The following is a 22174-nucleotide window of genomic DNA, read 5'->3' on the forward strand; positions in this document are numbered from 1 at the left end:
TTTATTTATCTCCTTCTAATTCCTTTAATGCCTTTTCTACAACCTTAATACTTTCTTTTATTATTTTCCTAAGTTCTGTATATAAAAAGCTGTTTCTGTTATAATACTTCTCAACCCTTATAGTTTCTTCTTCATTAGAGTTAATAATATAATCTTCGTTATTAGCTAATTGATATGTTATTGGATATATAACATCATTTATAAATTCTACTTTAGAACAAGTTTCTTCTAAAACTTTATCAATTAAATTTAACTTTTTTATATCCTTGTCTATTTTTTTCCCTAGCTTCACATTATTATAGAATTCCTCTAATAAAACTATACCTTTATTGCAATTATCTATAATAATATTAAAATTACTTATATATTCTCTTAAGAACTTTTTTATCTTATCCTTTCGTTCTTTTACATCTACATCTTCAAGCTCTATATTATTATTTATCTTATTTTTTCCATACTTACATAAAACATCTTTTAATGGCATCTCTATAGTTCCTTCAATTCTTGCCCCACCTTCTGTAGCATTAATAAATACTATATCTTTATTTTCATATACAATTGTCTCCATATATCTTCTGAATCCATCTAAAACAATACTAGTTCTAACTAATCCACCATCTACTGAAGGTACATAAGAATCTCCTATATCTACTTTTATCTTACCTACATATTCACCATTATGATAAACCTCATCAGCATGAAGTTTATCTCCTGTATATGCACAATCTTGTCCTATAAATATTATTGGATTACATCCCATTTTCAAAGCAAACATTGTAGAAATATGAGCTACTGATCCTCCTGATGATAAATTTCCTATATCCTTATTTAATACCCTATTCAACTCTTCTTGTTGTGTAAATAATATTTTTTCACCTTTATGCTTTTCAAGCACCTTCTTATTAGTACCTTCATAACATACTAAAGGAGTATCAATTTTCTCAATTACATCCTCCACCAAAGTATAAGATATTTCCCCTGGATCAACTATTGTTAAAAAGCTTGGTTTTACGCCTATATCCATAAGATGTTTTACAGTTCTTCCTCCTGGTAATATAAGAAAGTTACTATCAACTTTTTGTAACTCTTTTATATTCTTTGATAATGACGGTCCCGCTGAAACTATTATTGCTGGTATATTTTTATATTTATCTTTATAATCACTTACAAAATGTTCTGTAGCAAAAAATTTTAAACCTGACATCAAAGAATTAAACCATGTTTTTCCAAATTCTAATCTAGTATTTTTTTGCACATTTTTATCTAGTAATAATGACTTATATACTTCATAAAATTCATCAATTTCTTTTCTAAAAATAGATGAATAGTTTGCATATACTTGCACTACCACTCCATTAATATCTCTCTCAGAAAAAAAAGCATTTAATTCTTTATAAATTTCTTTTTTGTTAAAGTGCACTATCTTGATATTATTATTTTTTAAAATATTAATAAAATCATGATCTTTATTCATTAATTCTACAATAGATTCACAAGGCTCTACAATCAGTATATCTATATCTGAAAAATTTCTTCTAATTACTTCTTTTATATGTTCTCCTGCAGCTAATCCAAAAATAATAAGTTTTTTTGTACTTTTTTGTTCTTCTATCTTTTTTATAAAATTATCTATATCTCTTTGAACATTATATTTAGATCCAACATAAAGCTCTCTGTTATCACTTATTATCTTTATTACCTTTTTTCCATCTTTACTTTTTTCTTCTACAGCTTGCATTTTTTCATATTTTTCCATTTATTTATCTCCGTTTTATATTATATTAAATTATCGTCTTTAAAAAAATTTTCTTTAATCGTATATTAAGTTTTATAGTTAAAAATCATCTATTTATTTCTTTTGGAAATTTTATTGCTTATACAATCTATAATATATTTACTTCTATGATGATATGTATGATTATTAATAACTATATTATAAAGCTCTTCTGCTATCTCTTTCCTTTCTTTATCATGAGTTAAATAATATTCTCCCTTTTCTCCTAATTCTTGAAAATTTTTAAATGTAACTTCCTTATAATGATCAGGAAATATAATTTCCATATCTTTTTTATAATCACTTAATAAGAAATTTTTACTTCCAAAACAATCAAAAGGTCTATTATTTACTGATGTTTCCAACTGAAATGTGGATAAATTTAGATTTATACAATGGCTATTATATATCTTACAAAGTTCTTCCCCATATTTAACCGGATCTTTTATATGAACATTATTTTTTATAATGTTACACTTACCATAAATATAAAAATCAACATCTTCAATTATTGATGAAACATATTTTCTATACTCTGTTCCGCCTTTAACATGAATATTTAAGTATATTCCTCTCCAAAAATCATTTTCTTGATTTTTATATATTCTTTCAACTAATTTATATTCATCTATCTCTTTATATAAATAGTCACATATTTCTAACACTGGAACATCAATATTATTTATCTTTAATTTAATTACATCATCAATAAAGTTATTACAAATAGTATTACCTGTAGAAAAATCACTTAAATCTTCTGGCATAGATCCTACAAAAGACAATGATTTTTTAGCATATACTTTTTCCATAGGATAAAAATTTTTCTTATCTAAAGCTAACATTATTTTATATCCATTAGGTAATCCTTTGTCGTTATATAACTCCAAAAATTTTTCATCCCATATAAAAGAATAATAATACTCAGGATAATTTTTCATTTCTTCTTCAAAATCTGGATTTAATCCAAAAAACAAATTATCATAGTATAAACATACTACTGGTATTTTCATATATCTAAACAAATACCCTTTTGTAGCTTTCAAAATTCCTATATTTCCATAAAAAATAATAAAATCAGGCTTAAAATCTATAATGCTTATAATATCATTTTCAGTATATCCTTGTGCAAAACTTTTTACATAGACTCTATGTCCTAAATCTATAAATGCATCTCTATAACTTCTCATGATACTTCTTTCAAGTAAATTTTCTCCTACAATTATTGCTATATTCATTATGCCTCCAATTAAATGCCCATAATTAAAATATCTTTGTTTTTATTTATCGTTCATTTTATATACTAACTTTATAAAAAAATAAAAGGCTACTCAAAATTTATTGAGTAACCTTTGAATTTTATTTATTATTGTAATAAACTTAATACACCTTGTGGTGCAGAATTAGCTTGTGCAAGCATTGATTGTGCTGCTTGAGATAAGATGTTAGTCTTAGAGAAATTCATCATTTCTTTAGCCATATCTACGTCTCTTATTCTTGATTCTGCTGCTTGTAAGTTTTCTGCAGTATTATCTGTAGAGTTTATCGCTGACTCTAATCTGTTTTGTACTGCACCAAATGCTGATCTTTGTGTTGATACAGTGTTGATTGCTGCATCTAAAGCTGTTATAGCATCACTAGCATTAGTTTTATCAGTAATATCAGCCCCATCTAAGCTTAATCCCTCAGCATCCATTCTCTTTAGTTGTACAGTAATAGTTTCGTTTGCATTAGCTCCTACTTGGAAATCTACATCAGTACCATCTGCATCTTCTGATAATAAAGATTGTTTGTTAAATTGAGTTTGACTTGCTATTCTGTTAATCTCTTCTTTTAATTGTTGGAATTCTTTATCTATAAGTTCTCTATCTTCACCTATATTAGTATCATTTGCTGATTGTACTGATAATTCTCTCATTCTTTGAAGAATTGAGTGAGTTTCATTTAATGCTCCTTCTGCTGTTTGGATTAATGAAATACCATCTTGTGCATTTCTTGAACTTTGTTGTAAACCTCTGATTTGTCCTCTCATTTTTTCTGAGATTGAAAGTCCTGCTGCATCATCTCCAGCTCTGTTTATTCTTAAACCTGAGCTTAATTTTTCAATTGACTTTCCTTGATTTGTGTTGTTGATTCCCATTTGTCTGTTTGCGTTCATCGCATTTAAATTGTGATTAATAATCATTTGTATATTCCTCCCTGATTTTAACTTAGTGGACTTCCCTGTCCTATTATTATTATCGACACAATATATTATAACTTTACAACTTTTTTATATTTTTTATTAAAATGTTATAAAAAAAATAAGTTTATGGCTTAAATACCATAAACTTATTTTTTGCGAAACAAATTATTGTAATAATTGTAATACACCTTGTGGTGCAGAATTAGCTTGTGCAAGCATTGATTGAGCTGCTTGAGCTAAGATATTAGTTTTAGAATAAGTCATCATTTCTTTAGCCATATCTACGTCTCTTATTCTTGATTCTGCTGCTTGTAAGTTTTCTGCAGTATTATCTGTTGAATTTATAGCTGACTCTAATCTATTTTGTACTGAACCAAATTCTGATCTTTGTGATGATACAGTCTTAATTGCTTCATCTAAAGCTGTTATTGCAGAATTAGCATTAGTCTTATTTTTAATATCTAAAGAACCTATTGATAATCCAGTGGAACTCATATCTGCTAATTGGATTGATATAGTTTGACCTGCATTTGCTCCTACTTGGAATGCTAATGCATCACCGCTTGCTGCATTTGATGATAATAAAGATTGTTTGTTAAATTGAGTTTGGCTTGCAATTCTGTCAACTTCTTTTGATAATTGTTGGAATTCTTTATCTATAAGTTCTCTATCTTCACTTATATTAGTATCATTAGCTGATTGTACTGATAATTCTCTCATTCTTTGAAGAATTGAATGAGTTTCATTTAAAGCTCCTTCTGCTGTTTGGATTAATGAAATACCATCTTGTGCATTTCTTGATCCTTGTTCTAATCCTCTGATTTGTCCTCTCATTTTTTCTGAGATTGAAAGTCCTGCTGCATCATCTCCAGCTCTGTTTATTCTTAAACCTGAGCTTAACTTTTCAATTGACTTTCCTTGATTTGTGTTATTAATTCCCATTTGTCTGTTTGCGTTCATCGCATTCATGTTGTGATTAATTATCATTTTATATTCCTCCATGACTTTAAAATATTATTAGACTTCCCTGTCATTTAATATATTCGTTACACTTTACTATAACTTTACATATTTTTATAATATTTTACTGTATTTTTTTGTAACATCTTTCGACACTTTTCACTTTCATTTTTCTCAAGGAATTTTTGTATGTAAAAAACAACTACTTTGATTCTTATTTACACTATCCTATTAATATTTATAATAAATAAAAGACTCAATCAATATTGCTATTGTTTTGAGTCCTTTTTATTTTATATCTTTTTATTAAAGATACCACTATTTGTAAAATTTGCATTACTATAAGCACCTACAGCATTTTTACTAATAGCAGTATTTTTTATTTTATTTTTAACTTCTTCTTTTTTTTCTTTTATAACTCTCTCTAACTGATTTTCTACATTAACCAAATCAATTTCTTGAGCATATCTCTTAAATTCATCTGCAGTGTATTTAATATTATCTATCTTCCCAATAATAAGATCTTTTTCTTTTAGTAAAATATTTAACTTCTCAACATCATCTTTCTCAACAGCTTCTATGCAGTCAATATTTAATTTATTATACTTTTCAAGTAACTCTTTAATCATTATGATCCACTACTAAACTGTTGAGTTAACCAAGCTTGTTGAGAATTTAACTTTGACATAGCTGTTTCTAATGCTGCAAATTGCTTATAATACTTATTTTCTGCATCTGTCAATTTTTCTAATAATGTATCTATATTTTCTTGTATCTTAACAAGATTTTTAGATAAAGTATTAGTTGAATCTCCTTCAAATCCTGCTATATCTACAAGATACCCCTTATTTCCACTTTCACTTCTAGTTGTTCTAAGCGCATCGTTAAGAGCATCACTTATTCTATGGAATATACCACAATTATTCATTCTATCTTTTCTCTCATCCGCTGTTAAATCAGATGTATATACTGAAGCTTCAGCATTATTTTGTGTAAATAAACTAACTACCGCATCACCATTTTCTTCTAGTGCAGCTTTTAATTTATCTTCATCAAGAACTATAGTTGGTGCACTAGTATAATCTGTTGAAAAAGAAATCCCTACGTCACTCATACTTATTCCAGCACCTTCAACAGGAGTATTTACAGCACTTCTTAATGCTGAACTTAATTTATTAAGATATGTATCATTTCTTAATAACCCTTGCTTTGCCTTAGTCTCCCACAGCTCTATTTCCTTTTCTGTCATCTCTTCTTTTTGTTCATCTGTTAATGGTGAATATGATGATAACTTCTTTTCACTAGTTAATGTGTACATTTTTGTAATTAAAGAATTATATCCATCAATTACTTCTTTAATATTCTTAACTGCCTCATCTACATTACCTTCCACAGTAAAAGTTTCTGTATACGGTGTTCCTTCAGGATCTTTTACTAAATTTATTTCAATTCCATCAATTGTAAAGTTATTTTTGTTTTTTTGTAATGTCTGTTCTCCATTTGGTGTTTTCATTACAATCTCTGCATCTGATCCTTCTACAGTCTTATCTAGTTGACTACCATCACCAAATAATGCTCCTAAGAAGTTTCCGTTGGTATCTTTAAGTGTTATAGTTGAATCTGATCCTGTATTTTTTGAAGACATAGTAAAGCTTTTTGTAACTTCTGAATAATTTACATTAACCCCTGCTTTGCTTGCAATGTCCTTTGTTATTTCATTAATTGTTTTATTAGCATCTGCTCCATCAAAGTCATATTCAAATTTTACATCATTAATTTCAAATGATACTTTCTTATCTGTTACCCCCATAGCATCAAGCATATCAGACATCTTTGTTGAAGTATTACCTTTTACTTCAAATCTACTATCAAGACCCAGCGTACTTGTTGCATTTCCTGTTATTATTACTTGTTCTCCAGTCTCTGCTGTTACAGAAAGTTTCCCGCCATTGTTACTAAAAGAAATATTATTTATACCTTTTTGCGCCAATTGATCATTTAGATTTTCTGATAACTCAATCATAATTTCTTCATTTGTTTTTAATGTCCCATCTGGATTCGTGAAATTTTTTGTAGTATCAAGTTTCAATTCAATTGAAGTATTTCCTCCAATTGATATTTTTAATGTATCATTTACACCATCTACTATTTGTGGTGTATATTGCTTTTTGTTAGTAATATTTTGAGAATAGTTAGTAGTTCCAACTTCAGCATTATCTTTATTAATAACTATCTTTTTATCATCATTTAATGCAACTTTTATATCCTTAAGATTTTCATCGTTGCTTAAATCATTATCATTTTTTATAGCTTTATTCAATGCACTTTGAATTTTACTTGTAAGCTCTTCCGCTGTATAACTTCCTTCTTCTAATTCAATCTCTATATCTTTTCCCGATACCGCAATAGTTTCTTTATAATCTGCACCAATTTCTATCTTTTTTTCTATTTGTATTGAATTAGTTTCACTATCAACAGTTGCTACATATTTTCCTTTTAAAGAATCATCGTTGGATATTGCATCATTATAAGCTGAAGCTACATCAGAAATAGTACTATATGCTTTATTATCTATTGTTATATCTGTTCCTTCAATGTTTATAGTGTTATTTGAATCTGTTACATTTACAGGTATTTTACTAGTACCACCAGTAGCAAAAGCAATAGTTTTACTACCTTGAACCGTTGCTTCTTTTGCCAAACTATTAACAGTAATAGAGTATGTACCTTTAACAGATCCTGTACCAGGTTTAACTGTTATTCCCGCAGTACTGCTTAAACCACTTGCTTTAAATGTAGATAAATTTTTAGAACTTAACATGTTACTTGAGCTAGTTACGTTAAAATACTTATTTTTAAATTCATTAGCTTCTTTCATTAAATCTCTATAAAGTGTTTGTTTCCACGTTACAGTTTGTAGATTTTGTTTTGCCTTGTCTACTCTACTTTGTTGAAGGGATACCATACTTTTTACTAATGAATCTACATCCAACCCAGTAGCTAGTCCTGTTATTCTAGTCATATTGTTATGCCTCCTTTATACTTTTTTCATACGCTTCATGCCATAAATTTCTAACATCTATCACAAGGGATAGTACTTTTTCCATTTCTTCTTTAGATTTAGTTAAATTAGCCTTAACTAAAGATTCTACAATGAACCCATACACACTTCTTAAGTTTTTAGCCCATTCTCCTCCAGCCTCTACATCTAAAGTAACTATAAGTTCATTAAATATATTTTGTGTTTTTATAAGATTTTCGTGAGCTAACGATACATTTTTTTCTTCTATTCCCTTTAATGCTAACTTTGAAAATTTCACAGCTCCATCTACTAACATTAATAATAATTGATTCTTAGATGCATAGTTTACAGAATTATTTCTGTAAGCATTGTATCCCCCTAAATTTTGCATAAATATCCTCCTATTCTAGACTATCAAGAAATCTTCCTCTATCCTTTTCATTAGTTTTTCTAACTGCTGTAACTATATAATCTTCACTATCATCATTATTACTATTTAGTTTATTATCATTTCTCTTATAAGCTTTTATATTATAGGAATCTAATTTATGAACTTTATCTATTTTAGTTGCCTTCACAATTTTTTCTCTTGTGCTTCGATTAATCTTGTTCAAAATATATTCCATTAAATCACATCCTAAGCTTTCTTATCCATAAATATTCCAGCTCTTTCACACATTTTAGCAACCATATCTAGTATCTTTTCTGGTGGATATTCAGCTATAACTTCATTAGTTTCCCTATCATGTATTTTTATCATTATACTACCTAGTTCTTCATGAACTTTATATTCTGCATAAGTATCCTTTTCTTCTATATATTTATTAAGTTCTTCTACGACTTTTTTCGCATCATTTTGACTTAAATTTAATTCTGTCGCTGAACAATTACCTTTATCCTCTCTATATAAAGATACTTCATATGTTGAACCAGACAATTCTAAGGTAACTTGTTCCCCTTGATGAATTATATTTACATCCATATCCTCCATCCCTTTCATATTACTTCTTTAAGATACTAAGTAAATCTTTTTTGGTGCTTATGGCCTTCTTATTTTCTTCTTTTACCTCTGCTAGCAATTCTTTTCTAAGTATAGTAATATCATTTGGAGCCTTTATAGCTAGCTTTACTACACCATCTTTTGAACTAACTACAGTTACTTCTATATCATCACCTATCAAAATTGTTTCTTCTTTTTTACGAGTTATAACTAACATAAGTTACTCCTTGAAAATTTTTTCTTTTATTTTATATCTAGAATCATTAAGTATAATCTGTTTACCTTTATTATTTGCCACATTTATAATTAATGGGGCCATAAAATTTGATGTAAAATCTTCTTTTTTTTCACCTAATGTAACTGTATTAACTATTAATACTTCTTCTTCTTTCTTTATATCTAACTCTTCTACAAGTTTATCATCCAATTTAACTTCATAATCTTCTTTCAATGTAAATGGATTTATAACAACAAAAGCTAATTCTCTATCTTCTTTATTTTGTAACAAATAAAATACTCCATTTTCTTCTATCATTTCAAGAGCATAAGTCTTATATTCTTCTAATCCTAAAAGACCATCTTTAAAGAATATATCTGTGTTAAATATGCTGTCTATATTTGCCATGAAAACCTCCATAATTATACGTAATCAATTAACGTTGGTTGTAGTACCTTAGAAGATACTTGGAGTGATGCTTGATAAACAGATTGCAGTGTCATAAGATTTATTACAGTCTCTGCAAAATCTATATCTTCAGTCTGTGATAAAATTTCAGTCATATTATATGTTTCATCTTCATTTTTAGACTGTGCATCCTCCATTCTATTTTGCATAGCCCCTACTTCAGATCTTATTTTTAAAAGATGATTTTGAAAATCTTGAATATCAGTAAGATTTTCACTCGTTAATTTTTCTAAATCATCTGGATCGTCTGAAGCTAAATTATTCATTATATTATCCATAATATCTCTTATATCTTTTGTTTCACCTTTACTGTTAGTAAAAGTAAAAAGATCTGTTACTGAGTTCGTATATTCTAATGTAACCCCTTGTGATACTTCAACTACTAATTTTGTATCTAATTTCTTAAGCTCATTTGCATCATCGCCACCAGCTATAGTTAAATGATTAGTACCAGTATCATCTTTACTTACTTCAACAGGTTTCTCTCCTGTTCTAGTTCCACCGAAAATATATTTCCCATCAAAATTTGTATTTAAAATCTGACCCATATGACCAATTTGCTCATTAATAGTGTTTCTTATAGCTTCTCTTTCCTCAGTTGAATATGCACCATTTCCTGCCGCCAATATATTTTCATTTATACTTTTTATAACTTCATTTAATTGTCCAAGTGCAGTATCAGCAGTATCTAAATAATTTATAGTAGATGATATATTTTTGTTATATTGTTCATTTGCCTTTAAATCTCTATTAAGTTGCATTATTCTTGAAACTTTTAGAGGATCATCTGATGGCTTATTCACCGTTTTTCCACTAGTCAATTGTTTTTGAATAGTCTGCATATTACCTAAATTATTTTGTGTATCTCTCATAAATTGATTTACTAACATACTATTTGTTACTCTCATTTAAAATACCACCCTTATTTCTTTAATCCGTTTATTAACACATCTAATAATTCATCAACTGTAGATATAATCTTAGCATTTGCTCCATATGCATGTTGAAACTGTATTAGATTTACCATTTCTTCATCTAAAGATACTCCAGATACTTGTAACCTTTGATTCTCAAAATCACTAAGAAGCGCTGTTTGATTAGTAACAACTCTATTAGCTTCTTGTGTTTGAACACCTAACTTGTTAATTATGTCTTTATAGTAACTTTCCACTTTCATTCCTTTTTTATCAGAAGCTATTGTTAAAACACCATATTCATTTTCTTCTAGAGTTCCTACAAATTCTTCTCTTGTAGTACTTGAGCTCATATTTTGTATCATCATCATAGTATCCATGATTTGTGCTATAGCAAGAGCTCTTTTTCCATCTCCCTCACCACTAGTTTCATCTTTCCCTGCATTAATCTTCATAACATCATTAAGAATTTCCTTATTAATACTTATGTTTCCTGCTGTTATATCTTTTTCTGCAGCCAATACTTCATCAAGATTTTTTAGTGTTCCATCTTCATTATATTTAGCGACATCACTATTAACAAAGAAAGGCATAGTGTCTGTACTTCCATCAGCTGAAGCGCTATGCACAGCATTAACTGCTAAAGCCATAGCCTTTGCTACATTATTTATTTGTGTTATATACTCATCTAATTGTTCTTGTACATCTTGATGACCTTTTAATTCTCCAGAACTTGGTTTAAATATATTAAGTTCAGAGAAATCGACAACTTCATTTTCTGAAATTGTTTCACATCCATTTTTAATTGCTTCTCCATTTTTATCTGCCCAAAGAACTCTTGTCTGAGAAAGTTCCTTTGCTTCTGCCTCAGTCATATTTACTTTTATAGTTCTAGCATTAGTATTACTTGTCATATCACCGTGTGTATAATACGTAACTTCATAAGTATAAGTTCCATCAGCATTAGCGGTACCTGTTTTATCTATATTGGCTACATAAGAAAAAGATTTTATTTCTTGATTAAACACTGATTTAATAAGAGTTGGGTCTATAACACCATTACTATCTACAGGAGATACATTTTCTCCATTAAAGTTTTGATTTCTATCTACATTTATATTCATCTTTGCGCTTAATTGATCTAGAAGTAAATCTCTTCTATCCATTAAGTCATTTGGTGATTGTCCAGCTACAGACACTTGAATTATTTCTTGATTTATAGTATCTATTTGGCTTAACAATGAATTAACATCATATACTGTTTGTTTTATACTTTCACATGCATCTTCTTGCATTTTAGTTAATTGATTATAGTAACTATTTAATGCCCCTGTTAATGCATCAGTTTTTTGCGCCAATACAGTTCTTGCATTAGAATCAGCCGGACTATTAGAAACATCTTGCCACGCCTTAAAAAAATCTGACATGATTGACGTTAAGCCACTATCACTTGGTTCATTTAGTATTCCTTCAACTTTGCTAAGTGTTTCATATTTTATTTCATATTCACCTTGCTTAGATGTCTCATTTCTTACCTGATAATCTAAAAAATGATTTCTTACTCTAGTAACAGAAGCAACTTCTACTCCTGTTCCAAACTGACCAGGTCCTGCCATAGATGAAAAGCTTGGTGCTGAAAATGGCGTTGTAGTTACAAGCTTAGCAACTTGTCTAGAATAACCTTCCGTATTTGCATTTGATATATTGTGGGATGTAACATTGATATTTACTTGTGTAGCATTAATCCCCGATTTTGCTGTATTTAATGTACTCATTAATCCTAACATAATTTCACCTACCTATTTAACTTTCCGTTCCCGTTATACACATTTACTTCTCTATTTGGATTTATAAAGCTTAACATTTTGTTTGTAAACATTAAATTTTGTTTTATTAATGCATCATTAGTTCCTCTTTGTAAATCACAAAGATTTATTGTTGAATCTAACTTATAATAAATTTGTCTACCATCATCATCTAACATTTCAAACATTTCTTTTTTTGTCTTGCCTACAACTAAATCTCTTCTTTTCTTCTCTACTTTAGCTACCTCTACTGAAGCATCCTTTATTAGTTCCACATCTTTTTCTAACAATAATGGATCTTTTCCAAATAGATGTTTATGCTGATTTTCTAAAACTTTAAGCAAATTTTCTAACGCAGTAACTTCTTCCTTCATTATAGCTTTTAGAGTTTCTTTCATTATATATCTGTTCCTTTCATAAAGTCTTTCATACTTTCAGCTAACTCTTTACTATCAACCTTATAAGTCCCATTATTAATTGCTTTTTTAATTGCCTCTATATCTCTATTCATATATTGGTTATTATCCTCATTCATAGATCGAATTCTTTTAGCATCTTCTGATATTTCTATACGATCACCTTTTTTACTGACTTCTTTTTCTTCTATATTACTTTTAGCATTATTCTTATATAATCTATCTATATTAACTACTGTTAATCTATCTATTTTCATTTCACACCTCTCCTATCATCTTACATATTTATATTATCGAACTAATACTATTTTTATTTAGCACATTTTAAGTGTAGTTTTTATGTAGATTTATATTTGCTCCATATAGTATTCCTTTTATATATAATGAATATTTTAGAGTATATTTAAAAAGCTGCTACAAAGCAATTTTCTTGCTCTGCAGCAGCTTAATAATATATTATATCTTAACTATACATTTATCTCTACTGATATTTCATCTAAAAATTCTTTATTATCTTCTAATAAAGGATTTACTGTTCCTTCTATAAAATCAGTTACTTGTGATGGTGCTCTTCCTATAAAATTCTTAGCATCCATAACTGCATTAAGTTCATCTAATGTAAGTCCAAACTCTTTATCATTTGCTATCTTTTCAAGTAAGTTATTATTTAACCCTTCTGATTTAACTCTAAATGATGCTTCATGAGAATATACTCTTATCTTTTCATGTAATTCTTGTCTATCTCCTCCAGCTTTAACACCTTCCATAATTATATTCTCTGTAGCCATAAATGGTAATTCTGCATTTATGTGAGTTTCTATAACCTTTGGATATACAACAAGATTTTCTGAAATATTTATATAAAGATTTAATACTCCATCTAAAACTAAAAATGCTTCTGCAACAGATAATCTCTTATTAGCTGAATCGTCTAAAGTTCTCTCGAACCATTGTGTTCCTGCAGTTATAGCAGGATTTATACTATTTGCAATAACATGTCTTGAAAGAGCTGAAATTCTTTCACTTCTCATTGGATTTCTCTTATATGCCATTGCTGATGAACCTATTTGATTTTTTTCAAATGGTTCTTCCATTTCTTTCATATGTTGAAGTAATCTCATATCATTAGAAAATTTATATGCACTTTGAGCAACTTCACTTAAAGTATTTAATATTATTGAATCAACTTTTCTAGTATAAGTTTGACCAGTAACCCAGTAACTTTCACTAAAATTCATTTTAGAACAAACTAATTTATCTAATTCTCTTACTTTTTCTTCATCACCGTTAAATAAATCCATAAAAGATGCTTGTGTACCAGTTGTTCCTTTAACTCCTCTAAATCTTAACTTTTCTATAACAAAATCTATATTTTCTAAATCTAACACTAAATCCTGAATCCATAATGTAGCTCTTTTACCTACTGTAGTTAATTGAGCTGGTTGAAGATGTGTAAACCCAAGTGTTGGCATATCTTTATATTCCATTGCAAAATCTGATAGATTTTTTATTACTTTTAAAACTTTTTTCTTTATAAGATATAAAGCTTCTCTCATTATTATTAGATCTGTATTATCTCCTACATAACAAGAAGTAGCTCCTAAATGGATTATTCCTTTAGCTTTAGGACATTGTAATCCATAAGCATATACATGACTCATAACATCATGTCTAGTTTCTTTTTCTCTTTTTTTTGCATCTTCATAATTTATATTATTAACATTAGCTTTTAACTCTTCTATTTGCTCTTCTGTTATATTTAATCCAAGTTCTCTTTCACTTTCTGCTAAAGCTATCCAAAGCTTTCTCCATGTAGTAAACTTCTTATCATCTGAAAATATAAATGACATTTCTTTTGAAGCATATCTACTATTTAGTGGTGTGCTATATAAATCTCTCATAATTACCTCCGTACATTTATATATTAGAAATTTCATCCGTTTATGATTATAACATATATTATTATGTAAAGTAACATCTTTGTTCGTAATTAATAATTTTTCATATTTACATTTTTTATGAATATACTTTATTGTATTAATTAATAAAGGAGATTTCTTATTGTTTAAATTATCTACCTCTATGAAGATTGCATTTCTCTTTATACTTATTGGTTCTATAAATTGGGGAATAATAGGTATTATAAATATAGATATCCTTGCTACAATTTTTGGAGTATATTCTTATATTTCTAGAATAATATATATTCTTATAGGTGTAAGTGGAATATATATTTCTTCTTATATAATAAATTACATATTTCGAAAGAAATAGAGAAGAAGCAATCGTTAATAATAAATAGATTATGAAAAAAGGAGCCTGATGCACAAAATTAATTTATTGTGCAGCGGCCCCTATATTGTGAATATTATTCTTCAATTGATTCTATTAACTTAGCTACTGCTTCAGCTGCTGCAGCTTCATCATCTCCACTAGCTGAAACCTTAATAGCTGCTCCGCTAGTTACTGCTAATGATAAAACTCCGATTAAGCTCTTAGCATTTGCTTTTTTACCATTGAATTCTAAACTTACATCTGACTTAAATCCTGATGCTTCCTTAACTAATAATGTAGCTGGTCTTGCATGTAATCCTGTTGCGCTTTTTACAGTTACTTCTTTAACTACCATTTTTTCTCCCACCTTTATCATAGTATCTTTAAATATCTACTTTAGTTTATCATATTGCCTATAGATTTTAAAGACCTTTTATAAATTTTTCGATTCTTCTTATACCTTCTTCTATATTTTCCATAGAAGTTGCATAAGAAAGTCTTATATAATTATCATTTCCAAATGCTATCCCTGGTATCACCGCAACTTTTTCCTTTTCTAAAATTGCCTTTGAGAAGTCCATTGAACCTTCTATCACTTTACCATCACATTTTTTTCCGAATACTTTACTTACATCTACCATCACATAAAAAGCTCCATTTGGATGTAAAGTTTCTAATGAATCAATACTATTTATTGATTGTATCATATAATTTTTTCTTCTCTCAAATTCTTTCACCATGAGCTTTATCTCATCGTCATTTCCTTCCAATGCCGCTAATGCTGCATATTGAGCTATAGCATTAGCATTAGATGTAGTATGACTTTGTATATTTATCATTAACTTATTTATTTCTCTAGGTGCTGCTGAATATCCAATTCTCCATCCTGTCATAGCATAAGTCTTTGATACCCCATTAATAACGACAGTTCTATTAAAAGCATCTTCACTTAAACTTGCAATACTTATATGCTTTTTACCATCATATATAAGTTTTTCATATATTTCATCTGATATAATAATTAAATCTTTTTCTTTTGCAAATTCAGCTATAACCCTTAACTCTTCTTCGCTATAAACTGAACCTGTTGGATTATTCGGCGAATTTATTAAAATTGCTTTTGTTTTATCTGTACAATTTTCTTCTAATTCCTTCAATGTAAATTTAAAAGAATTTTCTTTTTTAGTCTTAATAAAAACAGGTACTCCTCCATTTAATTTAATTAATTCTGGATAAGTAACCCAATATGGTATATTTATTAGGACTTCATCACCTTCATTTAATATTGCTGAAAACACATTTGCTAACGATTGCTTAGCACCTGTAGAAATTAAGATTTGATCTTCACTATAGTCTAATCCATTATCTTCTTTAAACTTTTTTATTATTGCTTTTTTTAATTCTGATATTCCTGATGTAGCTGTATATCTTGTATGATTATCATTTATAGCTTTTATTGCAGCCTCTTTAATATAATCTGGGGTATTAAAATCCGGTTCCCCTGCACCAAAAGATACTACATCTATACCTTGCTTTTTCATTTCATTGGCTTTCGCTGTTATTTCTAACGTCAATGAGGCTGCTAATGCCTCAGCTTTTCTTGATAATTTCAATGCTATTACCCCCTCTTAATGTCTTTATTATAATAAAAGGACTTGTATTAAACAAGTCCTTTAGTAAACATTTTTATCTTGGTTGAACTATAAGCTTTATAGCAGTTCTTTCTTCCCCATCAATTTCAATATCTGTAAATGCAGGAATTACTACTAACTCAATTCCAGACGGAGCCATAAACCCTCTCGCTATTGCTACTGCTTTGATTGATTGATTAATTGCTCCTGCTCCTATAGCCTGTATTTCTGCCCCATTTTTTTCTCTAACGATTCCCGCTAAAGCCCCTGCTACTGAGTTTGGATTTGATTTTGCTGAAACTTTTAATACTTCCATAATTACCCTCCTAAAAATAAATTCAAAATATAGTGTTGTGATTAAACTGCTTATATATTTACAATTCTACAAAAAATCTAAAATTCCTTCAAAAGATTTTTTTTAATCTCTTGAAGGAAATTTTTTTCTCATTTATTATTTTGCATATTCAATTGCTCTAGTTTCTCTTATAACATTTATCTTAATTTGACCAGGATATTCTAATTCTTCTTCTATCTTCTTTACAATATCTCTAGCCATTTGAACTGATGATAAATCATCAACAACTTCTGGTTTAACCATAATTCTGACTTCTCTTCCAGCTTGAATGGCATATGACTTTTCTACACCCTCATATGAATTTGCTATTTCTTCTAAATGCTCAAGTCTCTTTATATATGCTTCTAAAGTTTCTCTTCTAGCTCCAGGTCTAGCTGCAGAAATGGCATCTGCCGCTTGAACAAGAATAGCTTCTATAGACTCTTGTTCCATATCTCCATGATGAGATCCAATAGCATTAACTATTATTGAAGATTCATGATATTTTTTAGCTAGTTCAGCTCCGATAACAGCATGTGGACCTTCCACTTCATGATCTACAGCCTTTCCTATATCATGCAATAATCCAGCTCTTTTTGCTAAAGTAGGATCCATTCCTAATTCAGAAGCCATAAATCCTGCAAGATAAGCTACTTCTATAGAGTGTTTTAAAACGTTTTGACCATAAGAAGTTCTATACTTAAGTCTTCCTAAAACTTTTGTTATCTCTGGATGTAATCCATGAACTCCTGTTTCGAAAGATGCTTGTTCTCCTTCTTCTTTTATGTTGTTTTCAACCTCTCTCTTGGCTTTTTCCACCATCTCTTCAATTCTAGTTGGGTGAATTCTACCATCTAGTATTAACTTTTCTAATGCAATTCTAGCAACTTCTCTCCTTATCGGATCAAATCCAGATAAAATTACTGCTTCTGGTGTATCATCTATGATTAAATCTATACCAGTTAGCGTTTCGATAGCTCTTATATTTCTTCCTTCTCTACCAATAATTCTACCTTTCATTTCATCATTTGGAAGAGCAACTACATGGACTGTAGACTCTGCTACATGATCAGCTGCACATCTCTGAATAGCCATAGTAATAATTTCTCTTGCTTTTTTATCTGCTTCTTCCTTGGACTTTTGCTCAGCATCCTTTATCAACATCGCTGATTCATGTTTCAATTCTTTTCTAAGTTTTCCCAGAATCTCTTCTTTGGCCTCCTCACTAGTAAGCCCTGATATTCTCTCTAACTCTTTTGATTGTAAAAGATATGTTTCTTCTACTTTCTCTTCTTTCTCAGCAACTTGAGATAACTTTTTCGCTAAAACATCTTCTTTTTTCTCTAAGCTTTCACTCTTTCTATCTAGAGATTCTTCCTTTTGAAGGTTTCTTCTTTCAAGCCTTTGAATTTCATTCCTTCTTTCCCTAAGTTCTCTATCTAAATCAGCTCTTAACTTATGAACTTCTTCTTTTGCACTTAAAATAGCTTCTTTTTTACTAGAATCTGCTTCTTTTAAAGCATCTTCAATAATTTTCTTTGCTTTTTCATCAGCATTGGATAACTTATCCATCGCTGTACTCTTTTTAATCTGAATGTCAATTAATATAGCGATACCAGCAATAACTATTGCTATTACTGCAAATACAACATATTTCATTTCCATTGCCGAACACCTCCTTGCTTATTTGTACAAATTTGAGAGCCGAAAAGGTGTCATATTTATTCATTTGGCAATAATACTTATATGATAAACCAGTATTTGTATTTAATTTTATATTAAATACAGTCTACTGTCAAGATTTAAGGACTTCAACTATTAAAATATTTATTTATTTACTCAGAAAATAGGTAATTTTATACATTAAAGTAAATATCGTTATGTATCATTATTGCAATTCGTTATTTTTTGTATTTTTTTCTGATATTTTTTATTGTTTTTTCATAAATTACCTTTTTATATAATAAATTAAAGTAGAGCGTTAACTCTACTTTAATTTTTAAATATATATTAAAATTAACAATTATACAAATTTTATTCTTCTTCCATGTCTACTTCTACAGCATTAGTAGCTAATGGCAAATTATATTTTTCTCTAATTTTATTTTCAATTTCTAATGCTATATCAGGATTTTCAGTTAAGAAAATTTTTGAATTTTCTCTTCCTTGACCCAATCTAGTATCTCCATATGAGAACCAAGCCCCACTTTTTTGTACAATTTCTTCCTTTACGCCGATATCTAATACATTACCTTCTCTTGAAATTCCTTCATTATACATAATATCAAATTCCGCTTGTTTAAATGGAGGTGCTACCTTATTTTTAACAACTTTAACTCTAGCTCTTGATCCTAGAACTTCATCACCTTGTTTTATAGTATCTATTTTTCTAATATCTAATCTTACAGAAGCATAGAATTTTAATGCTCTACCTCCAGTAGTTGTTTCTGGATTTCCAAACATAACACCAACTTTTTCTCTTAATTGGTTAATAAATACTATGACACATTTAGATTTATTAATTGAACCTGTTAATTTTCTTAATGCTTGAGACATTAATCTAGCTTGTAATCCTACATGAGAATCTCCCATTTCACCTTCAATTTCGGCCTTTGGAACTAAAGCTGCTACAGAGTCAACTATTATAATATCAATAGCCCCAGATCTAACTAAAGCTTCTGTTATTTCTAATGCTTGTTCTCCTGTATCCGGTTGAGAAACTATAAGACTTTCTGTATCTACTCCTAATTTTCTTGCATAAGAAGGATCTAAAGCATGCTCAGCATCAATAAATGCCGCTGCTCCTCCAGCTTTTTGTGCTTCTGCTACCATATGTAAAGCTACAGTAGTTTTACCTGATGATTCTGGTCCATATACTTCTATTATTCTTCCCTTTGGTACTCCACCAATTCCTAATGCAAGATCTAGAGAAAGACATCCTGTAGGTATACAGTCTACATCTAATGTAGAGTTCTCTCCTAGTGTCATTACTGATCCTTTACCAAATTGTTTTTCTATCTGAGACATCGCTACTTGTATTGCTTGTAATTTATCATTATTCATAAGCCCTTTTCAGGTCACTCTCCTTTCAAGAACATTTGTTCTATTTGATTATATATCATTTAACTATTTCAGTCAATAATATAAATAAAAGTTCCTATTATAAGGAACCTTTTATTCATATTTTATCCATAATATTTTCTTTTAATCACATACTACCTTTAAAAACGCCAGAATTTTTCCAAAAATACTCAATTCCAGATATTATCGTTATAATTACAGCGATAAATATAGCTACATTACAAAACATTCCTAAAACATTATTTTGTACACCTACTTGTATTAATGATGCTATAAGAGCAATCATTTGAACAACGGTTTTAGTTTTTCCTAATTTACTAGCAGCTATTACTATGCCTTCAGATGCTGCTACGCATCTTAAGCCTGTTACAGCAAATTCTCTTGCTATTATTATCACTGCTGCCCAAGAAGACAATCCCCCTAATTGAACTAAAGCTACTAAAGCAGAACTTACCAATAATTTATCCGCTAGCGGATCCATGAATTTTCCTAAATTCGTTACTTGGTTTCTACTTCTTGCTATATAGCCATCTAATTGATCTGTTATTGATGCTATAATAAAAATTCCTGTAGCTATAAAGCTACCATAAGGTATATCTTCACCAGCAATAAACACCATAAATACTGGCACTAAAATGACTCTCAGTACAGTCAACTTATTAGCTAAATTCATTTTGAACAACTCCTATTAAATCATATTCTTCTGTATCAATAATTTCTACATCGTAAAAATTTCCTATGGTTAATATTGTATCACATTTAATTAAAATTGCACCATCAATATCTGGCGCCATAGCATAATTTCTTCCTATAGCTATATTATTTTCTATATTTTCTACTAAAACTCTATATTTCTTACCTATTTTATTTTTATTTTTATTAAAGAAAATTTTACTTTGTAATGTCATTATTATTCTTTTTCTCTTCTCTTTAACTTCTTCATCAACTTGATTATCCATTTCTGCTGCTAAAGTATCCTCTTCTTTTGAATAAGTGAATACTCCTAAATTATCTATTTTATATTCTTTTACAAAATCCACCAATTCATTAAAATCTTCCTCTGTTTCTCCAGGGAATCCTACTATTAAAGAAGTTCTAAGCGCAATTTCTGGTACTCTTTTTCTTAACTCATCAATTTTAGCTGTTATTGTTTCTTTCTTAGTTCTTCTTCTCATAGCTTTTAATATATTATTACTTATATGTTGTATAGGTATATCTAAATACTTAACCACTTTAGGATTATTTGCAATTTCATCAATTAATCCTTCATATAATTCTTCTGGATAACAATATAATACTCTTATCCACTCTATACCTTCAATTTTAGATATCTCTTGTAATAAAACATGTAACCTTTTTTCTTTGTATATATCAGTTCCATATCTTGTTGTATCTTGTGCTACTAATATTAATTCTTTTACACCTTGCATAGATAATTCTTCAGCTTCTTTTAAAATGCTTTCAATAGTTCTACTTCTATATCTTCCTCTTATCTTAGGAATAATACAATATGAACAAGTATTATTACATCCTTCTGCTATTCTAATATAAGCACTTGATGTACCTGTAGTTAATATTCTCTTTCCTTCATTTATTCCAGTGTCACTATATTCAACTTCATAATTAAGTTCTTTATTATCTAATTTACTTTCTAAAAGTTTTAATAAATCACCATATCCATTTACTCCTAATATAAAATCTAACTCAGGCATAAGTGCTAATAATTCTTTGCCATATCTTTGAGTTAAACACCCTGTAGCTACTAACACTTTACAATTATATTTGTTTTTATATTCACTCATTTCAAGAATTGTATCTATAGATTCTTGCTTTGAAGATTCTATAAATCCACAAGTATTTACTATTATTATATCTGCTTTCTTTGGATCATTAGTAATCTCATAATTTTCGCTTAAATTTCCTAATATTATTTCTGAATCTATTCTATTTTTATCGCATCCAAGACTAACTAATCCTACTTTATACTTTTTCACTTTATTTCCTCCTAGGTCAAAACTCTTATTATATTTTAAATTACGGTTATATCATTTACAAGAAATTTATTATGTTTTTTACGTGTATTTTATCCCATATTC

General features: G+C 28.8%; 24 protein-coding genes. 1 reads left to right on the forward strand and 23 read right to left on the reverse strand.

The window, feature by feature from the left end:
- Position 1: 1 nt before the first annotated feature.
- The 16 genes from CM240_RS08250 to purB form a co-directional block, all read right to left on the reverse strand.
- Positions 2-1756, reverse strand: coding sequence for a motility associated factor glycosyltransferase family protein (locus tag CM240_RS08250; RefSeq protein WP_051483763.1), 1755 nt, complete (start codon positions 1754-1756; stop codon positions 2-4).
- Positions 1757-1845: 89 nt separating this feature from the next.
- The gene (locus CM240_RS08255; RefSeq protein ID WP_044038251.1) at positions 1846-3009 is read right to left on the reverse strand and encodes a glycosyltransferase family protein; all 1164 of its coding nucleotides are present in this window, start codon (positions 3007-3009) and stop codon (positions 1846-1848) included.
- Positions 3010-3137: 128 nt separating this feature from the next.
- Positions 3138-3956 (reverse strand): flagellin N-terminal helical domain-containing protein, encoded by an 819-nt coding sequence (locus CM240_RS08260; RefSeq protein WP_044038253.1) that lies wholly within the window; start codon positions 3954-3956, stop codon positions 3138-3140.
- Between the two features lie 165 nt (positions 3957-4121).
- Positions 4122-4943, reverse strand: a complete 822-nt coding sequence (locus CM240_RS08265; RefSeq protein ID WP_044038255.1) for a flagellin N-terminal helical domain-containing protein — start codon at positions 4941-4943, stop codon at positions 4122-4124.
- Between the two features lie 266 nt (positions 4944-5209).
- Entirely contained in the window at positions 5210-5545 is a 336-nt protein-coding gene (locus CM240_RS08270) for a hypothetical protein (protein WP_044038257.1), read from the reverse strand.
- Positions 5545-7938 carry a flagellar filament capping protein FliD gene (gene fliD, locus CM240_RS08275; RefSeq protein WP_044038259.1) on the reverse strand — a complete coding sequence of 798 codons (2394 nt, stop codon included), beginning with the start codon at positions 7936-7938 and terminating at the stop codon, positions 5545-5547. The genes CM240_RS08270 and fliD overlap by 1 nt, the downstream gene beginning before the upstream one ends.
- Positions 7939-7942: 4 nt before the next feature.
- Positions 7943-8329: a flagellar export chaperone FliS gene (gene fliS, locus CM240_RS08280; RefSeq protein WP_044038261.1), complete on the reverse strand. Its 387-nt coding sequence runs from the start codon at positions 8327-8329 to the stop codon at positions 7943-7945.
- Positions 8330-8339: 10 nt separating this feature from the next.
- Positions 8340-8564: a hypothetical protein gene (locus CM240_RS08285; RefSeq protein ID WP_044038263.1), complete on the reverse strand. Its 225-nt coding sequence runs from the start codon at positions 8562-8564 to the stop codon at positions 8340-8342.
- A gap of 11 nt (positions 8565-8575) precedes the next feature.
- Complete coding sequence (locus CM240_RS08290) at positions 8576-8920, reverse strand: flagellar protein FlaG (protein ID WP_044039836.1); 345 nt, start codon at positions 8918-8920, stop codon at positions 8576-8578.
- Between the two features lie 19 nt (positions 8921-8939).
- A complete protein-coding gene (csrA, locus tag CM240_RS08295) occupies positions 8940-9155 on the reverse strand; it encodes a carbon storage regulator CsrA (protein ID WP_044038265.1) in 216 nt (71 codons plus the stop codon).
- A 3-nt stretch (positions 9156-9158) separates the two neighbouring features.
- Positions 9159-9563 carry a flagellar assembly protein FliW gene (locus CM240_RS08300; RefSeq protein ID WP_162148686.1) on the reverse strand — a complete coding sequence of 135 codons (405 nt, stop codon included), beginning with the start codon at positions 9561-9563 and terminating at the stop codon, positions 9159-9161.
- Between the two features lie 14 nt (positions 9564-9577).
- Entirely contained in the window at positions 9578-10531 is a 954-nt protein-coding gene (gene flgL, locus CM240_RS08305) for a flagellar hook-associated protein FlgL (protein WP_044038270.1), read from the reverse strand.
- 14 nt (positions 10532-10545) lie between these two features.
- Positions 10546-12324 carry a flagellar hook-associated protein FlgK gene (gene flgK, locus CM240_RS08310; RefSeq protein WP_044038272.1) on the reverse strand — a complete coding sequence of 593 codons (1779 nt, stop codon included), beginning with the start codon at positions 12322-12324 and terminating at the stop codon, positions 10546-10548.
- Positions 12325-12332: 8 nt separating this feature from the next.
- The gene (locus CM240_RS08315; protein ID WP_044038274.1) at positions 12333-12740 is read right to left on the reverse strand and encodes a flagellar protein FlgN; all 408 of its coding nucleotides are present in this window, start codon (positions 12738-12740) and stop codon (positions 12333-12335) included.
- Positions 12740-13015 carry a flagellar biosynthesis anti-sigma factor FlgM gene (gene flgM, locus CM240_RS08320; RefSeq protein WP_044038276.1) on the reverse strand — a complete coding sequence of 92 codons (276 nt, stop codon included), beginning with the start codon at positions 13013-13015 and terminating at the stop codon, positions 12740-12742. The genes CM240_RS08315 and flgM overlap by 1 nt, the downstream gene beginning before the upstream one ends.
- A gap of 210 nt (positions 13016-13225) precedes the next feature.
- Positions 13226-14659 (reverse strand): adenylosuccinate lyase, encoded by a 1434-nt coding sequence (gene purB / locus CM240_RS08325; RefSeq protein ID WP_044038278.1) that lies wholly within the window; start codon positions 14657-14659, stop codon positions 13226-13228.
- A gap of 181 nt (positions 14660-14840) precedes the next feature.
- Between purB and CM240_RS08330 the strand changes: the two genes are divergently transcribed.
- Positions 14841-15032, forward strand: a complete 192-nt coding sequence (locus tag CM240_RS08330; protein ID WP_044039837.1) for a DUF378 domain-containing protein — start codon at positions 14841-14843, stop codon at positions 15030-15032.
- Positions 15033-15126: 94 nt separating this feature from the next.
- On the opposite strand, the gene CM240_RS08335 is transcribed toward CM240_RS08330, so the two are convergent.
- The 7 genes from CM240_RS08335 to rimO all read right to left on the reverse strand — a co-directional run bounded on the left by CM240_RS08335 (position 15127) and on the right by rimO (position 22072).
- Entirely contained in the window at positions 15127-15387 is a 261-nt protein-coding gene (locus CM240_RS08335; RefSeq protein WP_044038280.1) for an HPr family phosphocarrier protein, read from the reverse strand.
- Positions 15388-15454: 67 nt separating this feature from the next.
- Positions 15455-16645, reverse strand: coding sequence for a pyridoxal phosphate-dependent aminotransferase (locus tag CM240_RS08340; RefSeq protein ID WP_044038290.1), 1191 nt, complete (start codon positions 16643-16645; stop codon positions 15455-15457).
- A gap of 73 nt (positions 16646-16718) precedes the next feature.
- The gene (locus CM240_RS08345) at positions 16719-16979 is read right to left on the reverse strand and encodes a stage V sporulation protein S (protein ID WP_044038292.1); all 261 of its coding nucleotides are present in this window, start codon (positions 16977-16979) and stop codon (positions 16719-16721) included.
- A gap of 135 nt (positions 16980-17114) precedes the next feature.
- Positions 17115-18662: a ribonuclease Y gene (gene rny, locus CM240_RS08350; protein ID WP_044038294.1), complete on the reverse strand. Its 1548-nt coding sequence runs from the start codon at positions 18660-18662 to the stop codon at positions 17115-17117.
- 369 nt (positions 18663-19031) lie between these two features.
- Positions 19032-20060 (reverse strand): recombinase RecA, encoded by a 1029-nt coding sequence (gene recA / locus CM240_RS08355; RefSeq protein ID WP_044038296.1) that lies wholly within the window; start codon positions 20058-20060, stop codon positions 19032-19034.
- Between the two features lie 145 nt (positions 20061-20205).
- Positions 20206-20751 carry a CDP-diacylglycerol--glycerol-3-phosphate 3-phosphatidyltransferase gene (pgsA, locus tag CM240_RS08360; RefSeq protein ID WP_044038298.1) on the reverse strand — a complete coding sequence of 182 codons (546 nt, stop codon included), beginning with the start codon at positions 20749-20751 and terminating at the stop codon, positions 20206-20208.
- On the reverse strand, positions 20738-22072 hold the full coding sequence (gene rimO, locus CM240_RS08365) for a 30S ribosomal protein S12 methylthiotransferase RimO (RefSeq protein ID WP_044038300.1): 1335 nt from the start codon (positions 22070-22072) through the stop codon (positions 20738-20740). The genes pgsA and rimO overlap by 14 nt, the downstream gene beginning before the upstream one ends.
- Between the last annotated feature and the right edge of the window lie 102 nt (positions 22073-22174).

The organism is Clostridium bornimense (genome assembly GCF_000577895.1).
Taxonomy (GTDB): Bacteria; Bacillota; Clostridia; order Clostridiales; family Clostridiaceae; genus Clostridium_AN; species Clostridium_AN bornimense.